Annotated in this window: 5 protein-coding genes, 1 tRNA gene and 1 pseudogene; 1 reads left to right on the top strand and 6 read right to left on the bottom strand. The window is 51.1% G+C overall.

The window, feature by feature from the left end; all coding sequences use genetic code 11:
• Positions 1 to 6: 6 nt before the first annotated feature.
• From QT397_04880 to rnr, 5 genes and pseudogenes are all read right to left on the bottom strand, one after another.
• The gene (locus QT397_04880; GenBank protein ID WNZ56701.1) at positions 7 to 255 is read right to left on the bottom strand and encodes a hypothetical protein; all 249 of its coding nucleotides are present in this window, start codon (positions 253 to 255) and stop codon (positions 7 to 9) included.
• Between the two features lie 8 nt (positions 256 to 263).
• Positions 264 to 944 carry a hypothetical protein gene (locus QT397_04875; protein ID WNZ56700.1) on the bottom strand — a complete coding sequence of 227 codons (681 nt, stop codon included), beginning with the start codon at positions 942 to 944 and terminating at the stop codon, positions 264 to 266.
• On the bottom strand, positions 893 to 1,933 hold the full coding sequence (locus tag QT397_04870) for an Ig-like domain-containing protein (protein ID WNZ56699.1): 1,041 nt from the start codon (positions 1,931 to 1,933) through the stop codon (positions 893 to 895). Before QT397_04870 ends, QT397_04875 begins: the two co-directional genes overlap by 52 nt.
• Before the next feature lie 772 nt (positions 1,934 to 2,705).
• Positions 2,706 to 3,461, bottom strand: coding sequence for a 23S rRNA (guanosine(2251)-2'-O)-methyltransferase RlmB (gene rlmB / locus QT397_04865; protein WNZ56698.1), 756 nt, complete (start codon positions 3,459 to 3,461; stop codon positions 2,706 to 2,708).
• Positions 3,462 to 3,473: 12 nt separating this feature from the next.
• Positions 3,474 to 6,211: pseudogene (gene rnr, locus QT397_04860) on the bottom strand (ribonuclease R).
• Between the two features lie 242 nt (positions 6,212 to 6,453).
• On the opposite strand from rnr, the gene QT397_04855 reads away from it, so the two are divergent.
• A tRNA-Leu gene (locus tag QT397_04855) sits at positions 6,454 to 6,540 on the top strand.
• 163 nt (positions 6,541 to 6,703) lie between these two features.
• Here the strand turns inward: QT397_04855 and QT397_04850 are convergent.
• A complete protein-coding gene (locus QT397_04850) occupies positions 6,704 to 24,451 on the bottom strand; it encodes a filamentous hemagglutinin N-terminal domain-containing protein (protein WNZ56697.1) in 17,748 nt (5,915 codons plus the stop codon).
• Positions 24,452 to 24,507: the final 56 nt, after the last annotated feature.

The following is a 24,507-nucleotide window of genomic DNA, read 5'->3' as shown; positions in this document are numbered from 1 at the left end:
TTCTATCTAATTAAAATCTATATCACTGCTATCAGCGCCGAAAGAACTATCACCCCAAGTCACTACGGACTTATCGTCTTTTATCGCCGAGAAGGCCTTACCGCTTGTTACTATCGTTAACACGCCACTCGTCAGTTGATCACTGGCGCTACTGCTGTTTTTTTCACTATCATTATCATGAAAACCCCAAGTCACTACCGACCCATCAGCCTTTATTGCGGCGAAATCATAACCATTCGAAACGATTGACTCCACATTTTCAGTCAGCTCAGAACTGACTGCGCTACTATCGCCACCCCAGCTACTCGCCCCCCAAGTGACAACAGAACCATCGGATTTAACAGCGGCAAAGGCAAAACCGCTCGCAGAGATGGTATCGACCCCCCTGTAAGCTGGTCACTCACATCGCTACTATCACCACCATTATTGGCATCGCCCCAAGTGACGACTGAGCCATCAGATTTCACGGCCGCTAAAGCTTCGCGATTCCCAAAGACCTCCACAACATCGCTGGAGATTTCCGAGCTCACTGCACTGCTATCGCCACCGTTATCTTCGAATCCCCAGGTCACTACAGAGCCATCTGATTTAAGTGCAGCAAAAACATATCTTGATGGAAAAATAGTCTCCACATCACTGGAGATTTCCGCGCTCACCGCACTACTATCCCCACCCCAATTATCAAATCCCCAGGTCACAACAGAGCCATCTGATTTTAGTGCAGCAAAAGCAGCCGATGTTGTAAAAACTGTGACCACATCACTGGAGATTTCTGCGCTCACCGCACTACTATCTCCACCTCCATTAACGTGCCCCCATGTCACAACAGAGCCATCTGTTTTTCGCGCAGCAAAAGCATATCCAGATGTATAAACTTCCTCTACTTCACTGGCTAACTGGGCACTAACCGCACTGCTATCCCCCCATATAAATCGTTCCCCCAAGTTACAATGGATCCATCAGACTTCAATGCAGAAAACGCCTGTGAGCCTGGATAAATCTTAACGACATTATCCGCCAGGCTCGCGCTCACGGAGCTACTATCACCACCCTCATCGTAGACTCCCCAGGTAATAACCGAACCATCAGACTTTAATGCTGCAAAAGCATCATTTGCAGGGAAAATTTCTACCACATCACTGGCTAAGCTGGCACTTACCTCACTAAAACTAATATCTGATGAATCGTACTCATCAGGCCAGGATACAACGGAGCCATTATTTTTTAATGCGGCAAATGCATGTAAAGAGGAAAAAATTTCACGCACATAGACAAGGTGCTCAATGTCCATATCCGCCGTTTCACCATCAAAGGTGGCGGTTAGCGTCGCCGAGCCACTCTCCAGGGCGGTGATAAGACCCGCCTCTACGGTTGCCAAACTGGTATCACTGATCGACCACTCGGCCTCTTCGGTAACATCCACTGAGGTGTCATCATCATAGTTAGCCGTGAGGTAGTATTGATCAAAATTAGAGGCATCCCTATCCAACTGCAGCCCCTGCAGCATTGGAGCCAACTCAACATCAACCTGCGCATCAACCCCCTCATAAGAGGCACTCAAAGTGAATGAACCACTATGCAAAGGAGTAAGCAGCCCTGCCTCAACCGTTGCCAGGCTATCGTCGCTCACAGACCAGTCCGCTTCCTCAGTAACATCAACAGAAGAGTCATCACTGTAATAGGCCGTTAGGAAATACTGGTATTCATTGGTGCTATCTTGTTCCAGCCCTACACTTTCCAGCGTTACGGTATCTGTCCCACCACTACCACTGCCATCACCGCTCCCATCGCCATCACTGTTGCTGTTATTACTACTGCTACCCCCTCCGCCACAAGCACTGAGCAGGCCAATAGTGAGTGTGAATAACCCGAAACGTAAAATGTGCAAAATGTGCAAATGCCAAGATTGATATTGGCCCGTAACTCCGTTCATATAAACCCCCTCCAGTAAAGCCGACATAATAAAAAGCCAAGTGCCATATAGCAATTCAAATGGCCTTCAAATTACAAATATTTCAGCCGACTCCAAATCTATAAAGGTATTAAAATACGATTCACTAATGAATAAGACCTAATATTATTTAAATAAAAACGAACAAAAGATTTAGATACATGAGTACTAATTAAAAAGAGCCAGACCTAAAACTCGGTGAAGCTATACTTATCTTTTCAATCAGCAGACACCCTTAAATCCACTTTTGAATTTATAGCTCTGCTAGGGATTTTCGTCATCAGCAATTGCAACATTTCCAATTACTTATATTTAAATTCTCACCGTTCTAAAAACTGCAAAAGAACGGTTACCTTACAAGATCGATAAAACTTAAATGATCATTCGCGCCAGCAGATCAAGTGGGCTTTAGGCCCAATGATTTACCGCACTTTAACGGCAACAAGTTAACTGCGACTGGCTTTATGGTTGCTTTGATTAAACAAAGCCATCGAATATGAGAATAAACCAAAACCCGATGATCCACACTAAAACCATATTATTACTGCAGATTAAAAATATAGCGGAAGCTATTATCGCAGCAACGTTGCAAAAACCTTGCTTTTTGCAATTCGATTTAGTGACAGGAAGAATTAGGGGAATTTATCGATAGATCACCAGAGGCTATCTGGAAATAACGTTATGGATATTATAAGCACCGACCTGTACGCCCAGAGATAAATTCTCCCCAGCCAGTACAGGTCATACAGGCCCCTTAGCCGTTGCGCTGACGCACAGCCTCAAACAGGCAAACACCCGTGGCAACAGAAACATTTAAGCTGCTTACCTCTCCCGCCATAGGAATTTTGATCAAATGATCGCAGTGTTCCCTAGTCAGGCGCCGCAAGCCGCTGCCCTCGGCCCCCATAACCAGCGCCAGGGGGCCAGTTAATTGGCTTTGGTATACATCCTGTGTGGCCTCACCGGCTGCGCCATATATCCACACTCCCGCCTGCTGCAGCTGCTGTAATGCGCGAGCCAGGTTAGTCACGGTAACAAAGGGCAATACTTCAGCTGCACCACAGGCCACTTTGCGAGCTGTTGGCGTCAGTCCGGCAGATTTGTCTTTTGGTGCAATCACTGCATGGACTCCAGCAGCCTCTGCCGAGCGCAGGCAGGCTCCCAGATTGTGGGGGTCCGTCACGCCATCCAGCACCAATAAGAAAGGCACTTCCCCGCGCTGATCCAGTTGTTTTAGCAGGTCGAACAGGAATTTTTCATCGTGTACCTTTGTTTTGCCAGAACAGATGGCAACAACACCCTGGTGGTTAGCACCATCCTCAACCTTTTCATCCAGCGCTCTCCGGTCAATAAAGCGCACGGCAATATCATTTTTTTCCGCCTGCTGGATTATTTTTTGCAGGCGCTGATCCTTGCGGCCACGCAGTAACATCAGCTCCGATACATTCTGCGGAGAACCTTTTAGAAGGGCCTGCACTGCGTGCAGACCATAGATAACTTCCTGACTCAATTTATTCCTCGATCACTTTTTCTTTTTACTGCTAGAAGAAACCTTTTTCTTCTTTTTTAATTTACCCGAACGGGTTTTGGCGTTTTCAGCCTTTTGCGCGGCTTTACGGGCCGCCACTGCAGGCCGCTTTCCACCCTTGCGTGTCGGGGTGCGCTTTTTAATCTTGCGTTTGGGCTGGGCATCATCACTTTGCCCGCCTTCACCTCGCCTATTGAGCGGCTCTTTTTCCGGTTTTACTACAGGGGCTTCAACGCTGGCCTCTACTGGCACAGCCTCATCTGAGCCCACCTTGCGCTTGCGGAAAGGCGAGGGCTTGGCTGTGGTCTCGGTATGCTTGGCCCAGGGGTTAGTACTGGTATTGCTGGGCTTTTCTTTTTTATCGCGGCCCCGGCGCTCGCGTTCTAATTGATGTTCTACTGCCATTTCCATAGCGCGGGCACTCACCCGCGTACTCTCTTTCTTTTTCTTCGACTCACGCTTAGCGCGTGGGACCAGTTCATTCAAGGTGAAATCCACCTTGCGCTCTTCGAGATCTACCCGTGCAACCTGCACGGTGACAGAGTCGCCCAAATGGTAACGTTTGCCACTACGCTCCCCGATAAGACGCTGGTGCGCCTGCTCAAAGCGATAATAGTCTTTGGGTAGGGCGGTGACATGAATCAGTCCCTCCACGTAGAGATCATCCAACTCCACAAATAATCCAAAGCCTGTGACCGCACTGATAACGCCGGAATAGGTTTCGCCCACATGATCCTGCAGGTATTCACATTTAAGCCAGCTGAGCACATCCCGGGTCGCATCGTCGGCGCGCCGCTCGGTCAGGGAACACTGCTCCCCAAGTTGCAACATGGCCGGCATGTCGTAGGGCAAAATCTGCTCGCGAGCAATCGGTTTGGCGCCGGGCACCGAGTAAACTTTTTTTGCCACCGCAGCTTGGTTGGCGCTGCCGTTGCGTATCAACCAGCGCAGCGCCCGGTGCAGGAGCAAATCCGGATAGCGGCGAATCGGGGAGGTGAAATGGGCATAGGCCGGGTAATCCAAACCGAAGTGTCCGCGATTCTCCGGCTGGTAAACCGCTTGGTTCATAGAGCGCAGCAGCATCACCTGAATAATATGCGCATCTGCACGGCCCTCAATCTGCTCCATCAGGTCCTGGAAGTCTTTGGGCTGGGGCTCACCACCACCGGGAAGGCGCAATCCCAATTCACCCAGGTACTCGCGCAAATTACTGAGTTTTTCCTCTTTGGGCGCATCGTGTACCCGGTAGAGTGCGGGTAGTTCCGATAGCTCCATCAGACTCGCCGCGCAGACATTGGCCGCGAGCATACACTCTTCGATCAGCTTGTGAGCATCGTTGCGCACCACCGGAATAATTCGCTCAATTTTTCGCTGGGCGTCAAATATTATCCGGGTCTCAGTCGTCTCAAAGTCAATAGCACCCCGGCGCTCCCGCGCTTCGCGCAACGCCAGGTAAAGATCGTGCAGGTTATCCAGGTGCGGAGTCAGGGTCGCAAATTGCTTGCGGGCACCACTGTCGCGGTTATCCCGCTCATCGAGTATTTGCCCTACCTGGGTGTAAGTCAGGCGCGCGTGGCTGCGCATAACCGCCTCAAAGAAACGGTAATCCTGAATTTCACCGCTTCGGTTGATGTGCATTTCGCACACCATACACAGCCGATCGACATCGGGGTTTAGGGAGCAAAGGCCGTTGGACAATTTCTCCGGCAGCATGGGTACAACAAAATCCGGAAAATAAACCGAGTTTCCACGGCCGTGCGCTTCCTCATCCAACGCACTGCCCGGGCGTACATAGTGGGAAACGTCGGCAATGGCTACCAGCAATTTCCAATTGCCATCGGGTAAAAGTTCGCAGTAGACCGCATCATCAAAATCCCGCGCGTCTTCACCATCAATAGTAACCAGCGGCAGCTGACGAAGATCCACCCGGGATTTTTTGTGATCCTCAAGCACTTCATCGGCGATTTCATTGACCTCGGCCGTCAGTGCACTGGGCCAGGTGTGGGGAATTCCGTAGTTGCGAATAGCAACATCGATCTCCATACCCGGTGCAAGGTGATCACCGAGAATTTCGCTGACCTTACCTTGCGGCACTTTATCCCGGCCCGGTTGGGTAACTATTTTTACTACAACATACTGGCCGTGATCAGCTCCGGCGGTATCCTCAGAGGCCACCATAATATCCAGGTTAATACGCGGATTATCCGGGCGCACAAAACAAATGCCGTTTTCCCGGTACAAACGCCCGGCCAGCTGCTCGGTATTGTGCTTGATCACCCTGACAACAGCGCCCTCGCGTTTACCGCGAAAACCTCCGGGGTTTCCCGCACTAATACCTCGTCACCATCAAAGACTTTACGCATCTGTCGATGGGATAAAAATAGATCGGTGCCACCATCACTGGGGATAACAAAACCAAAGCCATCCCGGTGCCCCATAACCCGGCCGCGTATCAGGCTCATTTTATCCAGTACACCAAAATCACCGGCGCGGTTGCTGGCAATCTGCCCATCCCGGGACATGGCGATCAAACGGCGCCTTACCCCTTCGCGACGATCCTCATCGGCTATTTCCAGTAAATCGGCCACCGCTTCCCAGGGCACAGGTTCCGCCTGATTCTCAAGAACTTGTAACAAGTACTCCCGACTGGGCACGGGCTTTTCATATTTCTCCGCCTCGCGCTGGGCATGAGGGTCAATATTGAAGGGGTCTGAGGTATTTTTTTGAGTCAAAACAGCATCCGTTGTTGGGCAGTTGCCAAGTTTGGCAACCTCCGGAGATTATCCGGCCATAAAGAAAGGCGGCGCTGATGATGGATTCCTGGTCAATAATTCGCCGCTATTGCACGCATTATAAGCGATTTCGCCAATTTTCCCGACCTAAGAAAAAAATGATGAAAAAAGCGCAACGCAGCCGTTGACACAGGGGGGCAGATCTCTATAGTTCGCGTCCTCAACGGAGCACACGTTGATTTGCCCAGGTGGCGGAATTGGTAGACGCGCTAGCTTCAGGTGCTAGTGACCTTACGGTCGTGGAGGTTCAAGTCCTCTCCTGGGCACCAATTCCAAAAAGGCTGACTCGCAAGAGTCGGCCTTTTTCGTTTGGGTGATTTAATTTTCCAGCCCTCGCTTTTAACTCTTTCCTTCTAAAACCCAGCCAAAAAAATTCCGGACATAAAAAAAGCCGGCCCCTAAAGACCGGCTTTTTTGCAAAGGGAGTTTACTTTAGTGTCCTGCACTACCTCCATTAAACTCCCCAAGATCTACAGTAATGTCGCTGGGCGCATCGCTGGTGCCCAGTTCGAGTTCAGCGTCAAACTTAGGTGCAGCTTCAACCTCCTCAGCAGCTGAAGCTACAGCCGGGCTCAATTCCCCAGACCTGAGACGCATCTCAGGGGAGTTCACTGCATCGACGCCACTACTGTAGGGCTTCACAGCGCTAAAGATCGCGGGGTCTACATGACTGAAGTCTTCTACTGCATTTTGAACTGCTGACTTGAGGCCCTGGGATGCCTGGGCACCGGCAACTGACTGCAGCTCGTCACCAGTGCTGGTAACCGTCGGGATCTGGCCAATAAAGTCAGGCTCATAGTAACTGACGGAATAGATATCCACTGTATTGGTGACATCCATGCGGAGAGGGTTAGTCGCCTCACCAATGATGGTCCACAACTCAGTTTCCGTTCCCAAGGTCACAGCGGATGCTGTGATATGGGTATCTCCATAAGTTTCAGCAGTCAGGGTGCCAAAGCTGGAGCTGGCCAGGGAAACTGTGCCCCGCCCTGCATCGATCTCATCGATAACGAGATCCCCTGCAGCCTGCACACTGATATTGATATCCGCACCCGAGGTGGCAACAGCCAGGACACTCACATCTGTCTCAATATCTACATCGCCACCAACAACCAGTTCGGCACGATCAGCGGTCAGGCTGCCACCGATAGTATCTGTTGAGCTGCTGGTAACATAAATATCGCCCTCGCCATCGTAGCCCAGCCGCATATCGCTGAACTGGAGCCCGGCACCATTTTTATTGAAGCTTTCAGATCTACTTCCACCATCTTCAAAATCAAATGCCAGATCGGTCAGGACGGTAATACTGTCAGAGGTGTTGTCCAGGTATTCGAAACCAGCAAAACTGAAGTTACCTACCTGATTGCCACTGCTATAAAGCTCCCAGGTCGCACCGGACAAGTTGTATTGGAAATCATCAGATCCGCCACCACCAGCAAGCTCTACGTCCTGGCCAATATCAGTTTCTACCGTCAAGAAATCATTGCCAGCACCAAGGGAAATACTGTCAATCACAGTGCCAGAGAAGGTGACGGTATCGCTGCCAGCTCCAGTATCAATCCCTGCGAGCTCACCACCATTTAAATTAAACTCATCAGCACCTGAACCGGCAGTAATAGACTCGATACCAGTAATCGTGAGTGATGCTCCACCACTGGAAACAGTGTGTTCAGAGTCATTGATATCCCAGACAGCATCAATATCTGCACCATAAACGGTATCTGTGCCAGAACCCGCAACAACACTATCCAGGTCGGCAAAGGTGACTCCGCCAATCGTCATGGTATCCAGAGCACTAAACTCATATTCACCATCGATATCCTGGCCAGTATAACTTCCCGCCCCCTCTACGAGTTCGAGGTTATCAAAGTAGACGGTCAGGCCATTAACTTCAGCCTCCACACTGCCTTCAACAAGGGAGTTACCGGAGCTGGTGGAGGTCCAGGTAGCTCCATCTGCACTAACCGTGTCGCTACCACCTGCGCCATCCACAGTTTCCAGCCCACTGAAGTCGATGCCTGCAACGCTGATATCGCCATCGGAGTTGAGGGTAAAGTTATCGTCACTGTCTGTAGCCACCAAGGTGTCATTACTGCCCGAAGTATTCACTTCTTCAAGGCCAGTAAAACTGATACCTGCCGTTGCTAATGCCTGGTCACCCTGCAATTCGAACTGAGCAGAATCATGGGTGTTTGTCAGGATAGAAGTGGCCGCACTGGAAATGCTATAGAAAGACAGTGAGCCGGCATCGACTTGATTATCAGTACCAGTTAAAGAAAGCCCATCGCTGTAGGCACTGGCATCCAAGCTGTCGTCACCGCCATTACCATCGACTGCAGACATGCCGGATACGGTCATACCGTAAACTTCCACATCTGCATCAGACTGCAGCACAAATGCGTCATCGCCAGTTGTAGCAACCAAATCGGCATTTACGGCAGTAAGGTTCTCGATATTGCTAAAAGTGATACTGCTGTTAACAGCCTCGTTGTCAGCTCCCGTCAGGCTCCAATCAGCACCATCTGCACCGGTAGCAGTATCGTTACCATCTAGAGCATTAATAGTGCTCAATCCGGTAAAGGCGATATCGTAGCTGGTCGCTGCATTATCCCCGTCTACAGTAAAGCTATCCGCTCCACTAGTGCCTGTTAACGCCGAAGTTACAGCACTGACGATGCCATCAAAAGTCAGGCTACCCGCCGTTACTTGATTGTCAGTGCCAGTGAGCGTCAGGCCATCACTATAAGCGCTGGCATCCAGGCTATCATTACCACCCTGGCCATAGACTGCCGACATACCTGAGACCGTCATACTGTAGACGTCAATGTCTCCAGTCGATTGCAGAGCAAAGGCATCAGCACCGCTGCTTCCCAGCAGGTCGGCATTGGTAGCAATAAGTGTATCTACGCTGCTAAAAGTAATTCCACTATTCGTTGCCTCATAATCATTACCGGTCAGGGTCCAATCGGCACCATCAGCTCCTGTCACAGTATCTGTACCACCAGCTGCATCAATGCTGCTCACGCCAGTGAAGGCGATGTCATAGATGGTAGTGGCGTTATCGCTATCTACGGTGAAATTATCCGAACCACTAGTTGCAGTTAACGTTGAGCTCACTGCACTGAAGATACTATTGAATATCAGGGCACCAGATTCTGCGGTAACCTGGTTATCTGTTCCTGTCAGGGCTAAGCCATCACTGTAAGCACTGGCATCCAGGCTGTCATTACCGCCATTGCCCTCGACCGAAGACATGCCAGAAACTGTTATGCCATAAGCTTCAACATCGGCATCTGATTGCAGAACAAAGTCATCAGCACCTGTAGTGCCGATCAGATCTGCATTCACGGTGGTGAGGCTATCCACATTGCTAAAGGTGATACCGCTGCCAGTGGCCTGGTTATCCGAGCCCGTTAGAGTCCAATCTTCACCATCAGCACCGGTAACACTGTCGGTACCAGTACCGGCATCAATGGTGCTTACTCCGGTAAAAGCAATGTCGTAACTGGTGACGGCATTGTCACCATCCACAGTAATACTATCTGCACCGCTCGTACCGGTCAGTATCGAAGTTACCGCGCTTACAATGCCATCAAAAGTCAGGGAGCCTGCCGCTACTTGATTAGAGGCACCTGTGAGTGTCAATCCATCACTGTAGGAGCTGGCGTCTAAACTATCCCCGCCGCCATTACCGTCAACTGCGGACATGCCAGAGAAAGTCATATCGTAAACTTCGATATCACCACCGGACTGCAACACGAAGGCATCTGCACTTGTCGTACCGACCAAGTCCGCATTCACAATAGCCAGACTGTCTACATTGCTAAAGGTGATTCCACTGCTCGCAGCCTGATTGTCGGTGCCGCTCAAGGTCCAGTCGGCACCATCTGCGCCTGTCACACTGTCTGTGCCGCCATCTGCATCTAAGGTGCTTACACCGGTAAAGGCAATATCGTAGCTAGAGACAGCATTATCGCCATCCACCGTGAAGCTATCGGCACCACTGGTACCGGTTAGCGATGATGTTACAGCACTCGCAAGACCGCTAAAGAGCAGAGAGCCGGCGGTTACCTGGCCGTCGCTGCCTGTCAGTGCCAGCCCATCGCTATAGGCACTGGCATCCAAGCTGTCATCACCCCCGCTGCCGTCCACGGCAGACATACCGGAAACGGTCATACCGTAAACTTCGATATCGCCAGCGGACTGCAACACAAAGGCGTCAGCATTAGCCGTGCCCACGAGGTCGGCATTTACAGCAGTAATAGTTTCTACACTGCTGAAAGTAATACTGCTGTTAGTGGCCTCATAATCATTGCCAGTTAAAGTCCAATCAGCACCACTTGCACCAGTAACACTGTCTGCCCCCTCTCCCGCATCGATGGTGCTCAGGCCCGTAAAGGCGATGTCATAAACGGTGGCGGCATTAGCGCCATCTACCGTAAAGCTATCTGAGCCACTAGTGGCAGTAAGCGTTGCAGTAACGGCGCTGACAATACCATCGAAGGTAAGAGCCCCAGACTCTGCGGTTACCTGTTTGCTGGTACCCGTTAGGGTTAGTCCATCGCTATAAGCGCTGGCATCCAAGCTGTCATCACCACCATTGCCCTCCACAGCAGACATGCCGGAAACCGTCATGCCATAAACTTCAACATCTGCATCAGACTGCAAAACAAAATCATCGTCACCGGTAGTACCCACCAGATTCGCACTTACGGTGACAAGAGTTTCTGCATCACTAAAGGTGATTCCGCTGCCAATTACTTCATTGTTATTACCGGTTAGAGTCCAGTCAGAACCGCTTGCACCGGTAATGTCATCTGTGCCATTAGCTGCATCGACAGTGCTAACCCCAGTGAAGGCTATGCTGTAGCTGGAGAGCGCATTGTCTCCATTCACTACAAAGCTATCAGCACTGCTGGTGCCTGTTAATGCTGAAGTAACAGCACTACTGATGCCATCAAAGGTCAGGGTGCCAGACTCTACAGAGACTTGATTATTTGTACCTGTTAGAGCCAAGCCATCGCTGTAGGCGCTGGCATCCAGGCTGTCAGTACCGCCATTGCCATCAACAGAAGACATGCCGGATATGGTCATACTGTAGATTTCAACATCGGCATCAGATTGCAGAATAAAGGCGTCGGCACCGCTCGTCCCGATCAAACCTGCATTGGTAGCAGTTAGAGCCTCCACACTACTGAATGTAATACCGCTGCCTGTCGCTTCATAATCCGCGCCAGTCAGAGTCCAGTCTTCTCCGTCAGCACCAATAACACTGTCTGCATCATCACCTGCATCGACCGTACTAACACCGGTGAAAGCAATCTCATAACTGGTAACTTCGTTATCACCATCAACGGTAAAGCTATCCGCACTGCTGGTACCGGTTAGAACGGAGGTTATGGCGCTGGTAATATCGTTGAAGGTCAGATTGCCGGATTCAGCGGTCACCTGATTATCGGTTCCCGTCAGGGCCAGGCCAGCACTGTAAGCACTGGCATCCAGGCTGTCAGTGCCGCCGTTGCCTTCAACAGCAGACATGCCAGAGATGGTCATGTTGTAGATAGCAACATCGGCGTCAGATTGCAGCACAAAGGCATCGTTACCGCTCGTGCCGACCAGGTCTGCATTGACCGCCGTTAGGATTTCTACACTGCTAAAAGTAATGCCGTTGTTGGTGGCTTCGTAATCATTGCCGGTTAAGGTCCAGTCTTCACCATCGGCTCCAGTAACACTGTCATCACCACCTCGCCCATCCACACTGCTGATTCTGCTAAATTCAATTTCATTCGCAGTCAGCTCATTGGCACCGGTAACTTCAAACGAGTCATCACCGGTAGAGGCTCGAAGGCGACCTCCACTCGCGCTGTCGATATTGCTGAACAGAATTGAGCTGGTTGAGGCTTGGTTATCTATGCCGGTGAGGGTAACAACATCAATAGCCGTTACGCTGTCAGTGCCATTACCCGCATCGACCGTACTAACGCCGGTGAAGGCAATGTCATAACTGGTAACTTCGTTATCACCATCGACGGTAAAGCTGTCCGCACCACTGGTACCAGTTAAAGTGGAGGTTATTGCGCTGGCAATATCATTAAATGTCAGACTGCCGGATTCGGCCGTTACTTGGTTATCTGTCCCCGTTAGGGCCAGGCCATCGCTGTAAGCGCTGGCGTCCAGGCTGTCAGTACCGCCATTGCCGTGCACCGACGACATACCGGAAATCGTCATGCTATAGACTTCAATATCGGCATCAGACTGCAATACAAATTCATCTGCGCCGGTGCTACCTAAAAGGTCTGCATTGATAGCAGCAATGACATCTACATTATTGAAAGTAATACTGCTATTAGTTGCCTCATTATCTGTACCGGTCAGGGTCCAGCTAGCACCATCTGCGCCAGTTACGCTATCAGTGCTATTTCCAGCATCAACTGTGCTAACACCGGTGAAGGCAATTTCATAACTGGTAACTGCGTTATCACCATTCACCGTGAAGCTATCCGCACTGCTGGTACCAGTTAAAGTGGAGGCTACTGCGCTGGCAATATCATTGAAGGTCAGGTTGCCGGTTTCAGCGGTCACCTGATTGTCGGTTCCCGTTAGGGCCAAGCCATCGCTGTAAGCGCTGACATCCAGGCTGTCAGTGCCGCCATTACCTTCAACAGCTGACATGCCGGAAATGGTCATGTTGTAGATGGCAACATCGGCATCAGATTGCAGTACAAAGGCATCATTACCCGTTGTGCCGATCAAGTCGGCGTTGGTGGCAGTCAGAGCCTCAACACGGTTAAAGGTCATACCGCTAGCGGTGGCTTGGTAATCCGTGCCGGTCAGGGTCCAGTCTTCGCCATTGGCACCGGTAACACTGTCACTATCCCCGTCACCGTCGACAGTACTCACACTGGTAAAGGCGATGTCATAGCTGGTTACGGCGTTGTCACCATTCACAACAAAGCTATCCGCACCGCTACTACCGGTCAGCGTGGAGGTTACCGCGCTCACAATACCGTCAAACGTCAAAGTACCGGATTCAGCCGTCACTTGGTTGTCAGTACCTGTCAGGGCCAGGCCATCGCCGTAGGCGCTGGCATCCAAGCTGTCATCTCCGCCATTGCCATCGACTGCAGACATTCCGGAAATGGTCATGTCATAGACTTCAACATCTGCATCGGCTTGCAGTACGAAGTCATCGTCACCGGTTGTACCGACCAAGTCGCCACTCACTACGGTGATCGCCTCGATCTCACTAAACGTAATACTGCTGCTGGTCGCTTCTTCGCTAGTTCCAGTCAGGGTCCAATCTGCGCCGCTGGCACCGGTAACGCTATCTGCACCGTTACCTGCATCGACCGTACTAACACCGGTAAAAGCAATCTCATAACTGGTAACTTCGTTATCACCATTTACCGTGAAGCTATCCGCACTGCTGGTACCGGTAAGAACGGAGGTTATGGCGCTGGTAATATCGTTGAAGGTCAGGCTGCCGGATTCAGCGGTCACCTGATTATCGGTTCCCGTCAGGGCCAAACCAGCACTGTAAGCACTGGCATCCAGGCTGTCAGTACCACCGTTGCCTTCGACCGCTGACATGCCGGAGATGGTCATGTTGTAGATGGCAACATCAGCATCAGACTCTAGTACAAAGGCGTCTGCACCGGTCGTGCCGATCAAATCTGCATTAACTGCGGTTAGGAATTCTACATTGCTAAAAGTGATGCCATTGTTCGTGGCTTCGTAATTAGTGCCGGTTAAGGTCCAGTCTTCTCCATCGGCACCGGTAACGCTGTCGTCACCGCCCCGCGCATCCACGCTGCTGATACTGCTAAATGCGATTTCATTCGCTGTCAGTGCATTGGCACCGGTAACTTCAAACGAGTCATTGCCGGAGGAAGCTTGCAGGCTGCCCCCACTGACGTTATCGATATTGCTAAACAGAATTGAGTTCGTTGAGGCTTGGTTATCTACGCCGGTGAGCGTGACAACACTAAGGGCCGTTACGCTGTCGGTGCCGTTACCGCCATCGACCGTACTAACACCGGTGAAGGCAATTTCATAACTGGTAACTGCGTTATCACCATTCACCGTGAAGCTATCCGCACTGCTGGTACCGGTTAGAACGGAGGTTATGGCGCTGGTAATATCGTTGAAGGTCAGGCTGCCAGATTCAGCGGTCACCTGATTATCGGTTCCTGTCAGGGCCAGGCCATCGCTGTAAGCGCTGGCATCCAGGCTGTCAGTGCCGCCATTACCTTCGACCGCTGACATGCCGGAAATGGTCATGTTGTAGATGGCAACGTCTGCGTCAGATTGCAGTACAAAGGCATCATTACCTGTTGTGCCAATCAAGTCGGCGTTGGTGGCAGTCAGAGCCTCAACGCTGCTAAAGGTCATACCGCTGGCGGTGGCTTGGTAATCTGTGCCGGTCAGGGTCCAGTCTTCGCCATTGGCACCGGTAACACTGTCACTATCGCCGTCACCGTCGACAGTGTTCACATTGGTAAAGGCGATGTCATAGCTGGTTACAGCATTGTCACCATTCACAACAAAGCTATCCGCACCGCTACTACCGGTCAGCGCCGAGGTTACCGCGCTCACAATACCGTCAAACGTCAAAGTACCGGATTCAGCCGTCACTTGGTTGTCAGTACCTGTCAGGGCCAGGCCATCGCCGTAGGCGCTGGCATCCAAGCTGTCATCTCCGCCATTGCCATCGACTGCAGACATTCCGGAAATGGTCATGTCATAGACTTCAACATCTGCATCGGCTTGCAGTACGAAGTCATCGTCACCGGTTGTACCGACCAAGTCGCCACTCACTACGGTGATCGCCTCGATCTCACTAAACGTAATACTGCTGCTGGTCGCTTCTTCGCTAGTTCCAGTCAGGGTCCAATCTGCGCCGCTGGCACCGGTAACGCTATCTGCACCGTTACCTGCATCGACCGTACTAACACCGGTGAAAGCAATCTCATAACTGGTAACTTCGTTATCACCATCAACGGTAAAGCTATCCGCACTGCTGGTACCGGTTAGAACGGAGGTTATGGCGCTGGTAATATCGTTGAAGGTCAGGCTGCCGGATTCAGCGGTCACCTGATTATCGGTTCCTGTCAGGGCCAGGCCAGCACTGTAAGCACTGGCATCCAAGCTGTCAGTACCACCGTTGCCTTCGACCGCTGACATGCCGGAGATGGTCATGTTGTAGATGGCAACATCAGCATCAGACTCCAGTACAAAGGCGTCTGCACCGGTCGTGCCGATCAAATCTGCATTAACTGCGGTTAGGAATTCTACATTGCTAAAAGTGATGCCATTGTTCGTGGCTTCGTAATTAGTGCCGGTTAAGGTCCAGTCTTCTCCATCTGCACCGGTAACGCTGTCGTCACCGCCCCGCGCATCCACGCTGCTGATACTGCTAAATGCGATTTCATTCGCTGTCAGTGCATTGGCACCGGTAACTTCAAACGAGTCATTGCCGGAGGAAGCTTGCAGGCTGCCCCCACTGACGTTATCGATATTGCTAAACAGAATTGAGTTCGTTGAGGCTTGGTTATCTACGCCGGTGAGCGTGACAACACTAAGGGCCGTTACGCTGTCGGTGCCGTTACCGCCATCGACCGTACTAACACCGGTGAAGGCAATGTCATAACTGGTAACTGCGTTATCACCATTCACCGTGAAGCTATCCGCACTGCTGGTACCGGTAAGAACGGAGGTTATGGCGCTGGTAATATCGTTGAAGGTCAGGCTGCCGGATTCAGCGGTCACCTGATTATCGGTTCCTGTCAGGGCCAGGCCAGCACTGTAAGCACTGGCATCCAGGCTGTCAGTGCCGCCGTTGCCTTCAACAGCAGACATGCCGGAAATGGTCATGTTGTAGATGGCAACGTCTGCGTCAGACTCCAGTACAAAGGCATCGTTACCACTCGTGCCGATCAGATCTGCATTGACCGCCGCTAGGGTTTCTACATTACTAAAAGTGATGCCATTATTCGTGGCTTCGTAATTAGTGCCGGTTAAAGCCCAATCTTCACCATCGGCACCAGTAACGCTATCCGTACCACCTTTAGCGTCGATATCACCGGAAAAGCCGCTGAAGCTGATGCTGTTGGCAGTCACACTGGTGCTGCTGGTTACCACAAAGGTGTCTGTATTATCAGAGCCTTCCAGACTGCCGCCGGTCACGGTATCGATATTACTGAAGGCGATTGAGTTGGTTGTGGCTTCGTTATCCGTACCGGTCAAGGTCACAACACTCTGTGCAGCAACACTGCCACCGCCAGAACCTGCATCCACTGTATTCACACCGGTGAAGGCAATCTCATAACTGGTAACTTCGTTATCACCATTAACGGTAAAGCTATCCGCACTGCTGGTACCGGTAAGAACAGAGGTTAAGGCGCTGGTAATATCGTTGAAGGTCAGGCTGCCAGATTCAGCGGTCACCTGATTATCGGTTCCCGTCAGGGCCAGGCCGGCACTGTAAGCACTGGCATCCAGGCTGTCAGTACCACCGTTGCCTTCGACCGCTGACATGCCGGAGATGGTCATGTTGTAGATGGCAACATCGGCATCAGACTCCAGTACAAAGGCGTCTGCACCAGTCGTGCCGATCAAATCTGCATTAACTGCGGTTAGGAATTCTACATTGCTAAAAGTGATGCCATTGTTCGTGGCTTCGTAATTAGTGCCGGTTAAGGTCCAGTCTTCTCCATCGGCACCGGTAACGCTGTCGTCACCGCCCAACGCATCCACGCTGCTGATGCTGTTAAATGCGATTTCATTTGCTGTCAGTGCATTGGCACCGGTAACTTCAAACGAGTCATTACCGGAGGAAGCTTGCAGACTGCCCCCACTGACACTGTCGATATTGCTAAACAGAATTGAGTTCGTTGAGGCTTGGTTATCTACGCCGGTGAGCGTGACAACACTAAGGGCCGTTACGCTGTCGGTGCCGTTACCGCCATCGACCGTACTAACACCGGTGAAGGCAATGTCATAACTGGTAACTTCATTATCACCATTAACCGTGAAGCTATCCGCACTGCTGGTACCGGTAAGAACGGAGGTTATGGCGCTGGTAATATCGTTGAAGGTCAGGTTGCCAGATTCAGCGGTCACCTGATTATCGCTTCCTGTCAGGGCCAGGCCATCGCTGTAAGCGCTGGCATCCAGGCTGTCAGTGCCGCCGTTGCCTTCAACAGCAGACATGCCGGAGACGGTCATGTTGTAGATGGCAACGTCTGCGTCAGATTGCAGTACAAAGGCATCGTTACCCGTTGTGCCAATCAAGTCGGCGTTGGTGGCAGTCAGAGCCTCAACGCTGCTAAAGGTCATACCGCTGGCGGTGGCTTGGTAATCTGTGCCGGTCAGGGTCCAGTCTTCGCCATTGGCACCGGTAACACTGTCACTATCGCCGTCACCGTCGACAGTGTTCACATTGGTAAAGGCGATGTCATAGCTGGTTACAGCATTGTCACCATTCACAACAAAGCTATCCGCACCGCTACTACCGGTCAGCGCCGAGGTTACCGCGCTCACAATACCGTCAAACGTCAAAGTACCGGATTCAGCCGTCACTTGGTTGTCAGTACCTGTCAGGGCCAGGCCATCGCCGTAGGCGCTGGCATCCAAGCTGTCATCTCCGCCATTGCCATCGACTGCAGACATTCCGGAAATGGTCATGTCATAGACTTCAACATCTGCATCGGCTTGCAGTACGAAGTCATCGTCACCGGTTGTACCGACCAAGTCGCCACTCACTACGGTGATCGCCTCGATCTCACTAAACGTAATACTGCTGCTGGTCGCTTCTTCGCTAGTTCCAGTCAGGGTCCAATCTGCGCCGCTGGCACCGGTAACGCTATCTGCACCGCTACCTGCATCGACCGTACTAACACCGGTGAAAGCAATCTCATAACTGGTAACTTCGTTATCACCATTCACCGTGAAGCTATCCGCACTGCTGGTACCGGTAAGAACGGAGGTTATGGCGCTGGTAATATCGTTGAAGGTCAGGCTGCCAGATTCAGCGATCACCTGATTATCGGTTCCCGTCAGGGCCAGGCCAGCACTGTAAGCGCTGGCATCCAGGCTGTCAGTACCACCGTTGCCTTCGACCGCTGACATGCCGGAGATGGTCATGTTGTAGATGGCAACGTCTGCGTCAGACTCCAGTACAAAGGCATCGTTACCACTCGTGCCGATCAGATCTGCATTGACCGCCGCTAGGGTTTCTACATTACTAAAAGTGATGCCATTATTCGTGGCTTCGTAATTAGTGCCGGTTAAAGCCCAATCTTCACCATCGGCACCAGTAACGCTATCCGTACCACCTTTAGCGTCGATATCACCGGAAAAGCCGCTGAAGCTGATGCTGTTGGCAGTCACACTGGTGCTGCTGGTTACCACAAAGGTGTCTGTATTATCAGAGCCTTCCAGACTGCCGCCGGTCACGGTATCGATATTACTGAAGGCGATTGAGTTGGTTGTGGCTTCGTTATCCGTACCGGTCAAGGTCACAACACTCTGTGCAGCAACACTGCCACCGCCAGAACCTGCATCCACTGTATTCACACCGGTGAAGGCAATCTCATAACTGGTAACTTCGTTATCACCATTAACGGTAAAGCTATCCGCACTGCTGGTACCGGTAAGAACAGAGGTTAAGGCGCTGGTAATATCGTTGAAGGTCAGGCTGCCAGATTCAGCGGTCACCTGATTATCGGTTCCCGTCAGGGCCAGGCCGGCACTGTAAGCACTGGCATCCAGGCTGTCAGTACCACCGTTGCCTTCGACCGCTGACATGCCGGAGATGGTCATGTTGTAGATGGCAACATCGGCATCAGACTCCAGTACAAAGGCGTCTGCACCAGTCGTGCCGATCAAATCTGCATTAACTGCGGTTAGGAATTCTACATTGCTAAAAGTGATGCCATTGTTCGTGGCTTCGTAATTAGTGCCGGTTAAGGTCCAGTCTTCTCCATCGGCACCGGTAACGCTGTCGTCACCGCCCAACGCATCCACGCTGCTGATGCTGTTAAATGCGATTTCATTTGCTGTCAGTGCATTGGCACCGGTAACTTCAAACGAGTCATTACCGGAGGAAGCTTGCAGACTGCCCCCACTGACACTATCGATATTGCTAAACAAAATCGAGTTCGTTGAGGCTTGGTTATCTACGCCAGTGAGGGTGACAACACTAAGAGCCGCTACGCTGTCGGTGCCGTTACCGCCATCGACCGTACTAACACCGGTGAAGGCAATGTCATAACTGGTAACTTCGTTATCACCATTAACCGTGAAGCTATCCGCGCCGCTGGTACCAGTTAAAGTGGAGGCTACTGCGCTGGCAATATCATTGAAGGTCAGGTTGCCGGTTTCAGCGGTCACCTGATTGTCGGTTCCCGTTAGGGCCAAACCATCGCTGTAAGCGCTGGCATCCAAGCTGTCAGTGCCGCCATTACCTTCAACCGCTGACATGCCGGAAATGGTCATGTTGTAGATGGCAACATCGGCGTCAGACTCCAGTACAAAGGCGTCCGCACCAGTCGTGCCGATCAAATTTGCATTAACTGCGGTTAGGAGTTCTACATTGCTAAAAGTGATGCCATTGTTCGTGGCTTCGTAATTAGTGCCGGTTAAGGTCCAGTCTTCTCCATCGGCACCAGTGACGCTATCTGTACCACCTTTAGCGTCGATATCACCGGAAAAGCCGCTGAAGCTGATGCTGTTGGCAGTCACACTGGTGCTGCTGGTTACCACAAAGGTGTCTGTATTATCAGAGCCTTCCAGACTGCCGCCGGTCACGCTATCGATATTACTGAAGGCGATTGAGTTGGTTGTGGCTTCGTTATCCGTACCGGTCAAGGTCACAACACTCTGTGCAGCAACACTGCCACCGCCAGAACCTGCATCCACTGTATTCACACCGGTGAAGGCAATCTCATAACTGGTAACTGCGTTATCACCATTCACCGTGAAGCTATCCGCACTGCTGGTACCGGTTAGAACGGAGGTTATGGCACTGGTAATATCGTTGAAGGTCAGGCTGCCAGATTCAGCGGTCACCTGATTATCGGTTCCTGTCAGGGCCAGGCCATCGCTGTAAGCGCTGGCATCCAGGCTGTCAGTGCCGCCGTTGCCTTCAACAACAGACATGCCGGAGACGGTCATGTTGTAGATGGCAACGTCTGCGTCAGATTGCAGTACAAAGGCATCATTACCTGTTGTGCCGATCAAGTCGGCGTTGGTGGCAGTCAGAGCCTCAACACGGTTAAAGGTCATACCGCTGGCGGTGGCTTGGTAATCCGTGCCGGTCAGGGTCCAGTCTTCGCCATTAGCACCGGTAACACTGTCACTATCGCCGTCACCGTCGACAGTGCTCACACTGGTAAAGGCGATGTCATAGCTGGTTACAGCATTGTCACCATTCACAACAAAGCTATCCGCACCGCTACTACCGGTCAGCGCCGAGGTTACCGCGCTCACAATACCGTCAAACGTCAAAGTACCGGATTCAGCCGTCACTTGGTTGTCAGTACCTGTCAGGGCCAGGCTATCGCCGTAGGCGCTGGCATCCAAGCTGTCATCTCCGCCATTGCCATCGACTGCAGACATTCCGGAAATGGTCATGTCATAGACTTCAACATCTGCATCGGCTTGCAGTACGAAGTCATCGTCACCGGTTGTACCGACCAAGTCGCCACTCACTACAGTGATCGCCTCGATCTCACTAAACGTAATACTGCTGCTGGTCGCTTCTTCGTTAGTTCCGGTCAGGGTCCAATCTGCGCCGCTGGCACCGGTAACGCTATCTGCACCGTTACCTGCATCGACCGTACTAACACCGGTGAAAGCAATCTCATAACTGGTAACTTCGTTATCACCATTAACCGTGAAGCTATCCGCACTGCTGGTACCAGTTAAAGTGGAGGTTACTGCGCTGGTAATATCATCGAAGGTCAGGTTGCCAGATTCAGCGGTCACCTGATTATCGATTCCTGTCAGGGCCAGGCCATCGCCGTAAGCGCTGGCATCCAGGCTGTCAGTGCCGCCACTGCCTTTAACAGCAGACATGCCGGAGAAAGTCATCTCATAGACTTTGACATCCGCATCGGACAACAACTCAAAAGAATCATCACTGGACGTACCAACCAGGTTCGCATTAACGGCTGTAAGCTCTTCTACGTTGCTAAAAGTAATACCGTAATTTTCAGCTTCGTTGTTGTTGCCGGTTAAGGTCCAATCTTCACCATCGGCACCAGTGACGCTATCCGTATCGTCGCTACCTCCGGCATCAATAGTGCTGCTAAACCCTGTAACACTAATGCCATTGGCGGTAAGTTCGGTACCCGAAACTACCGTAAAATTATCATCAGCTGCGGAACCTGCAAGGCTAAAGTTGCCGCCGTCACTGCTGGCATAATTGATAATTTCAATTTCACTGAAATTAATATCAGAAGAAGTTGCTTCGTAATCAGTACCGGTTAGAGACACACTATCAATCACGGCTACGGTATCTTCACCGGAGTCCGCGATTACCGTGCTCACCCCACTAAAACTGATACCCGACTGAGTGTGATCTAAAGCTCCTGAGCCAGTAATTGTGAAGGTGTCAGTGTCGCTGTGCCCGGTTAATTTAACAGCACTCGCGGTAGCAATATTTTTGAAAATCAGCGAATCAGTTTCAACTTTTCCGATCGCATCAGTAAGTGTCAAACCATCAGTATATTCACTGGCATCCAGGCTATCACCTCCGGTTATAGTGTTGCCCCCACCATCACCAAGGACCCGGTTCATGCCAGAAAAGATCATGCCATTAACGTCGACATCACCACTAGAAAGTAGTTTGAAACTCTCTGCACTAGTGGTACCTAAAAGATCGGCATCACCACTTACATTAATATTCTCTATATTGGTAAAAGTGATGCCGTAATTTTCAGCTTCGTAATTATTGCCGGTTAAGGTCCAGTCCTCATCATCTGCTCCGGTGACAGTATCCTCACCATCTTTTGTATCAATGGTAGTACTGGATAAATCACTAAAGCTAATACCGTTAGCGGTTACACTGGTGCCACCGATCACTTCCAAGGTATCGGCACTATCAGAACCTTCCAGACTACCGCCTGTCACGCTACTGATATTACTGAAGTCAATTGCACTGATTTTGGCTTCGTTATCAACTCCGCTAAGGATCGTCGTCGTATTACTAATGGCCGCAATACTATTGTCACCTTCACCTAAATCGACTTCCTCAATATCCGTGAACTCAATTGTGGCACTGGGATCTGTGGCACCAGAAGGAGTGGTGGCAAGTGTAAATTCATTATCGCCATCGATAGTTATTGCATCATCATTATCTGACAATATAAAAATATCTGTGCCAGTTCCACCGGTGATAGCCGCTGTGTCAGCCGTAATATCCCCCAGTGTATTAGTAGTATCAGATCCTGTTCCGAAACCTACAGCGAGGTTAAATCCACTAACGGCGATGCTTCCAGCATTAGTAAATGATCCGCCAGCCTCAATATCCAGACTTCCCGAGCCGGAGGAAATTATTACGCCATCAGCGATTGAAACATCGGCATAGGACTGTAAGAAAAGAGTGTTTTCAGACCAGATAATGTCACTGGCAACACTGATGCCATTCGAAAAGTCATCACCAGACTCCGGCTCCAGAGAATCATCTCCATTGTATGACCCAGAACCTGCATCCGTCACTTGGATAGTTATGTCGCTAGTGCTCAGAGCAGATTCAAGGGTCCCTGTTGAAACACAATTGCTACCACTACAAGTATCAGAAATTTCCATCCACCCCGGGTCCAACAGCCAGAGGCCTGTCTCTCCATCCCCGTGACTCAGGGTGGAGACAACCATATTATCCTCATCCAGATTCAGGTAAATCTTGCCGGAGGTTTCTACCAGGCCACCATCACCACCATCTTCCCCTGACTCGGCGAAAATCGTACCGCCAAAATTGGTGGTGTCATCGGCCCAAACAATAACAGTACCGCCATCAGAATCTCCGACACCACTGGCATCGATTATAGATTCCGCCGCAACTGTGGTGGTTTCGGCATTGCGAACATCTTCGTTATTCCCTTGGTAGTCGCCGCCAATAAGGACTTCGCCACCGGAGGAAGTGCCGCGGGCATCGATATCCCCGCTGACAACAACTTCATCACCCAAAACAGCAACGTAACCGCCACTGCCAGAGTCAGCTGCTACTGAAATATCTCCGCTGTGCTCGGCAAAATCGCCCTCCAGGACAACCTCACCACCGGCACTGCCGGATGCATCCAAAGTTCCGCTATTCACAACTCCGGAACCCGAGCCAAACAGGCGGATTTTGCCCCCGCTGGTATCAATACCGCGTGCAGTTACTGTGCCTTCATTATTTACTGCAGCAGTAAACAGGTCACCGGAAACGCTGGCTTCCATTAAAACCTGAGCGCCTTCGATGGCCCCTTCATTTAGCACAGCACTATCTAGGCCGAGGTCATTCTCCATAACCTCTTTCGTGACCTTAACGCCAATCATTCCATCGGCATCAAAAGTTAATAAGGCTTCATCGGCTGCTGCCAGGCTGACGAGTTCAGCGCTGATCAAGCCGGTAGAGGCATTTGTAACCTGTTTACCTACCAGAACCGCGCTGGATGCATTAATCACACCTCGGTTAACAACAACCCCTGAAGAACCCGACTCGCCTTTAAAGGCAAAATCACCATTCATAAAGTCTTCTGGACTCATATCGAGCCCGGACGCGGTTATGGCGCCGACATTAACCGTGGCTGTCTCAGTAAAAAGAACTCCTCGCGGGTTCACCAGGATAACGTGGCCATTGGCCTCTATCGCACCTTGGATGGTAGTGACATCCTGGTCCAGGATTCGGTTAAGCACGATAGAAGACGAGTCTGGCTGCAGGAATTGGACCAGCTCTTCTTCACTTAAATTAAAAGAATCCCAGTCGATTGATAACAGGTCTGTTACCTGGTCGACTGTGGTTGTAGCCCCGTCAACATCAATAGTGCCGCTACCGCCGGTTACCACTCCGCCTTCAGGTCCAGCATGAACCATGGGACTAATCAGCCCTGCAAACAGGCCGGCATAGGCAAAACTTGACACCTTAATGGCACTTGCTAATTTTCTTAACTCAAGCTTTTTGTTTTTGGCTTTCATACCAGCACCTTGCGAAGAGGAACCTTGCTACTTTTAAGTATTCAGGAAACAGTAAT

The sequence above is a fragment of the Microbulbifer sp. MKSA007 genome (assembly GCA_032615215.1).
Classification (GTDB): Bacteria; Pseudomonadota; Gammaproteobacteria; order Pseudomonadales; family Cellvibrionaceae; genus Microbulbifer.
This window is presented reverse-complemented; position numbering and strand designations above follow the sequence as displayed.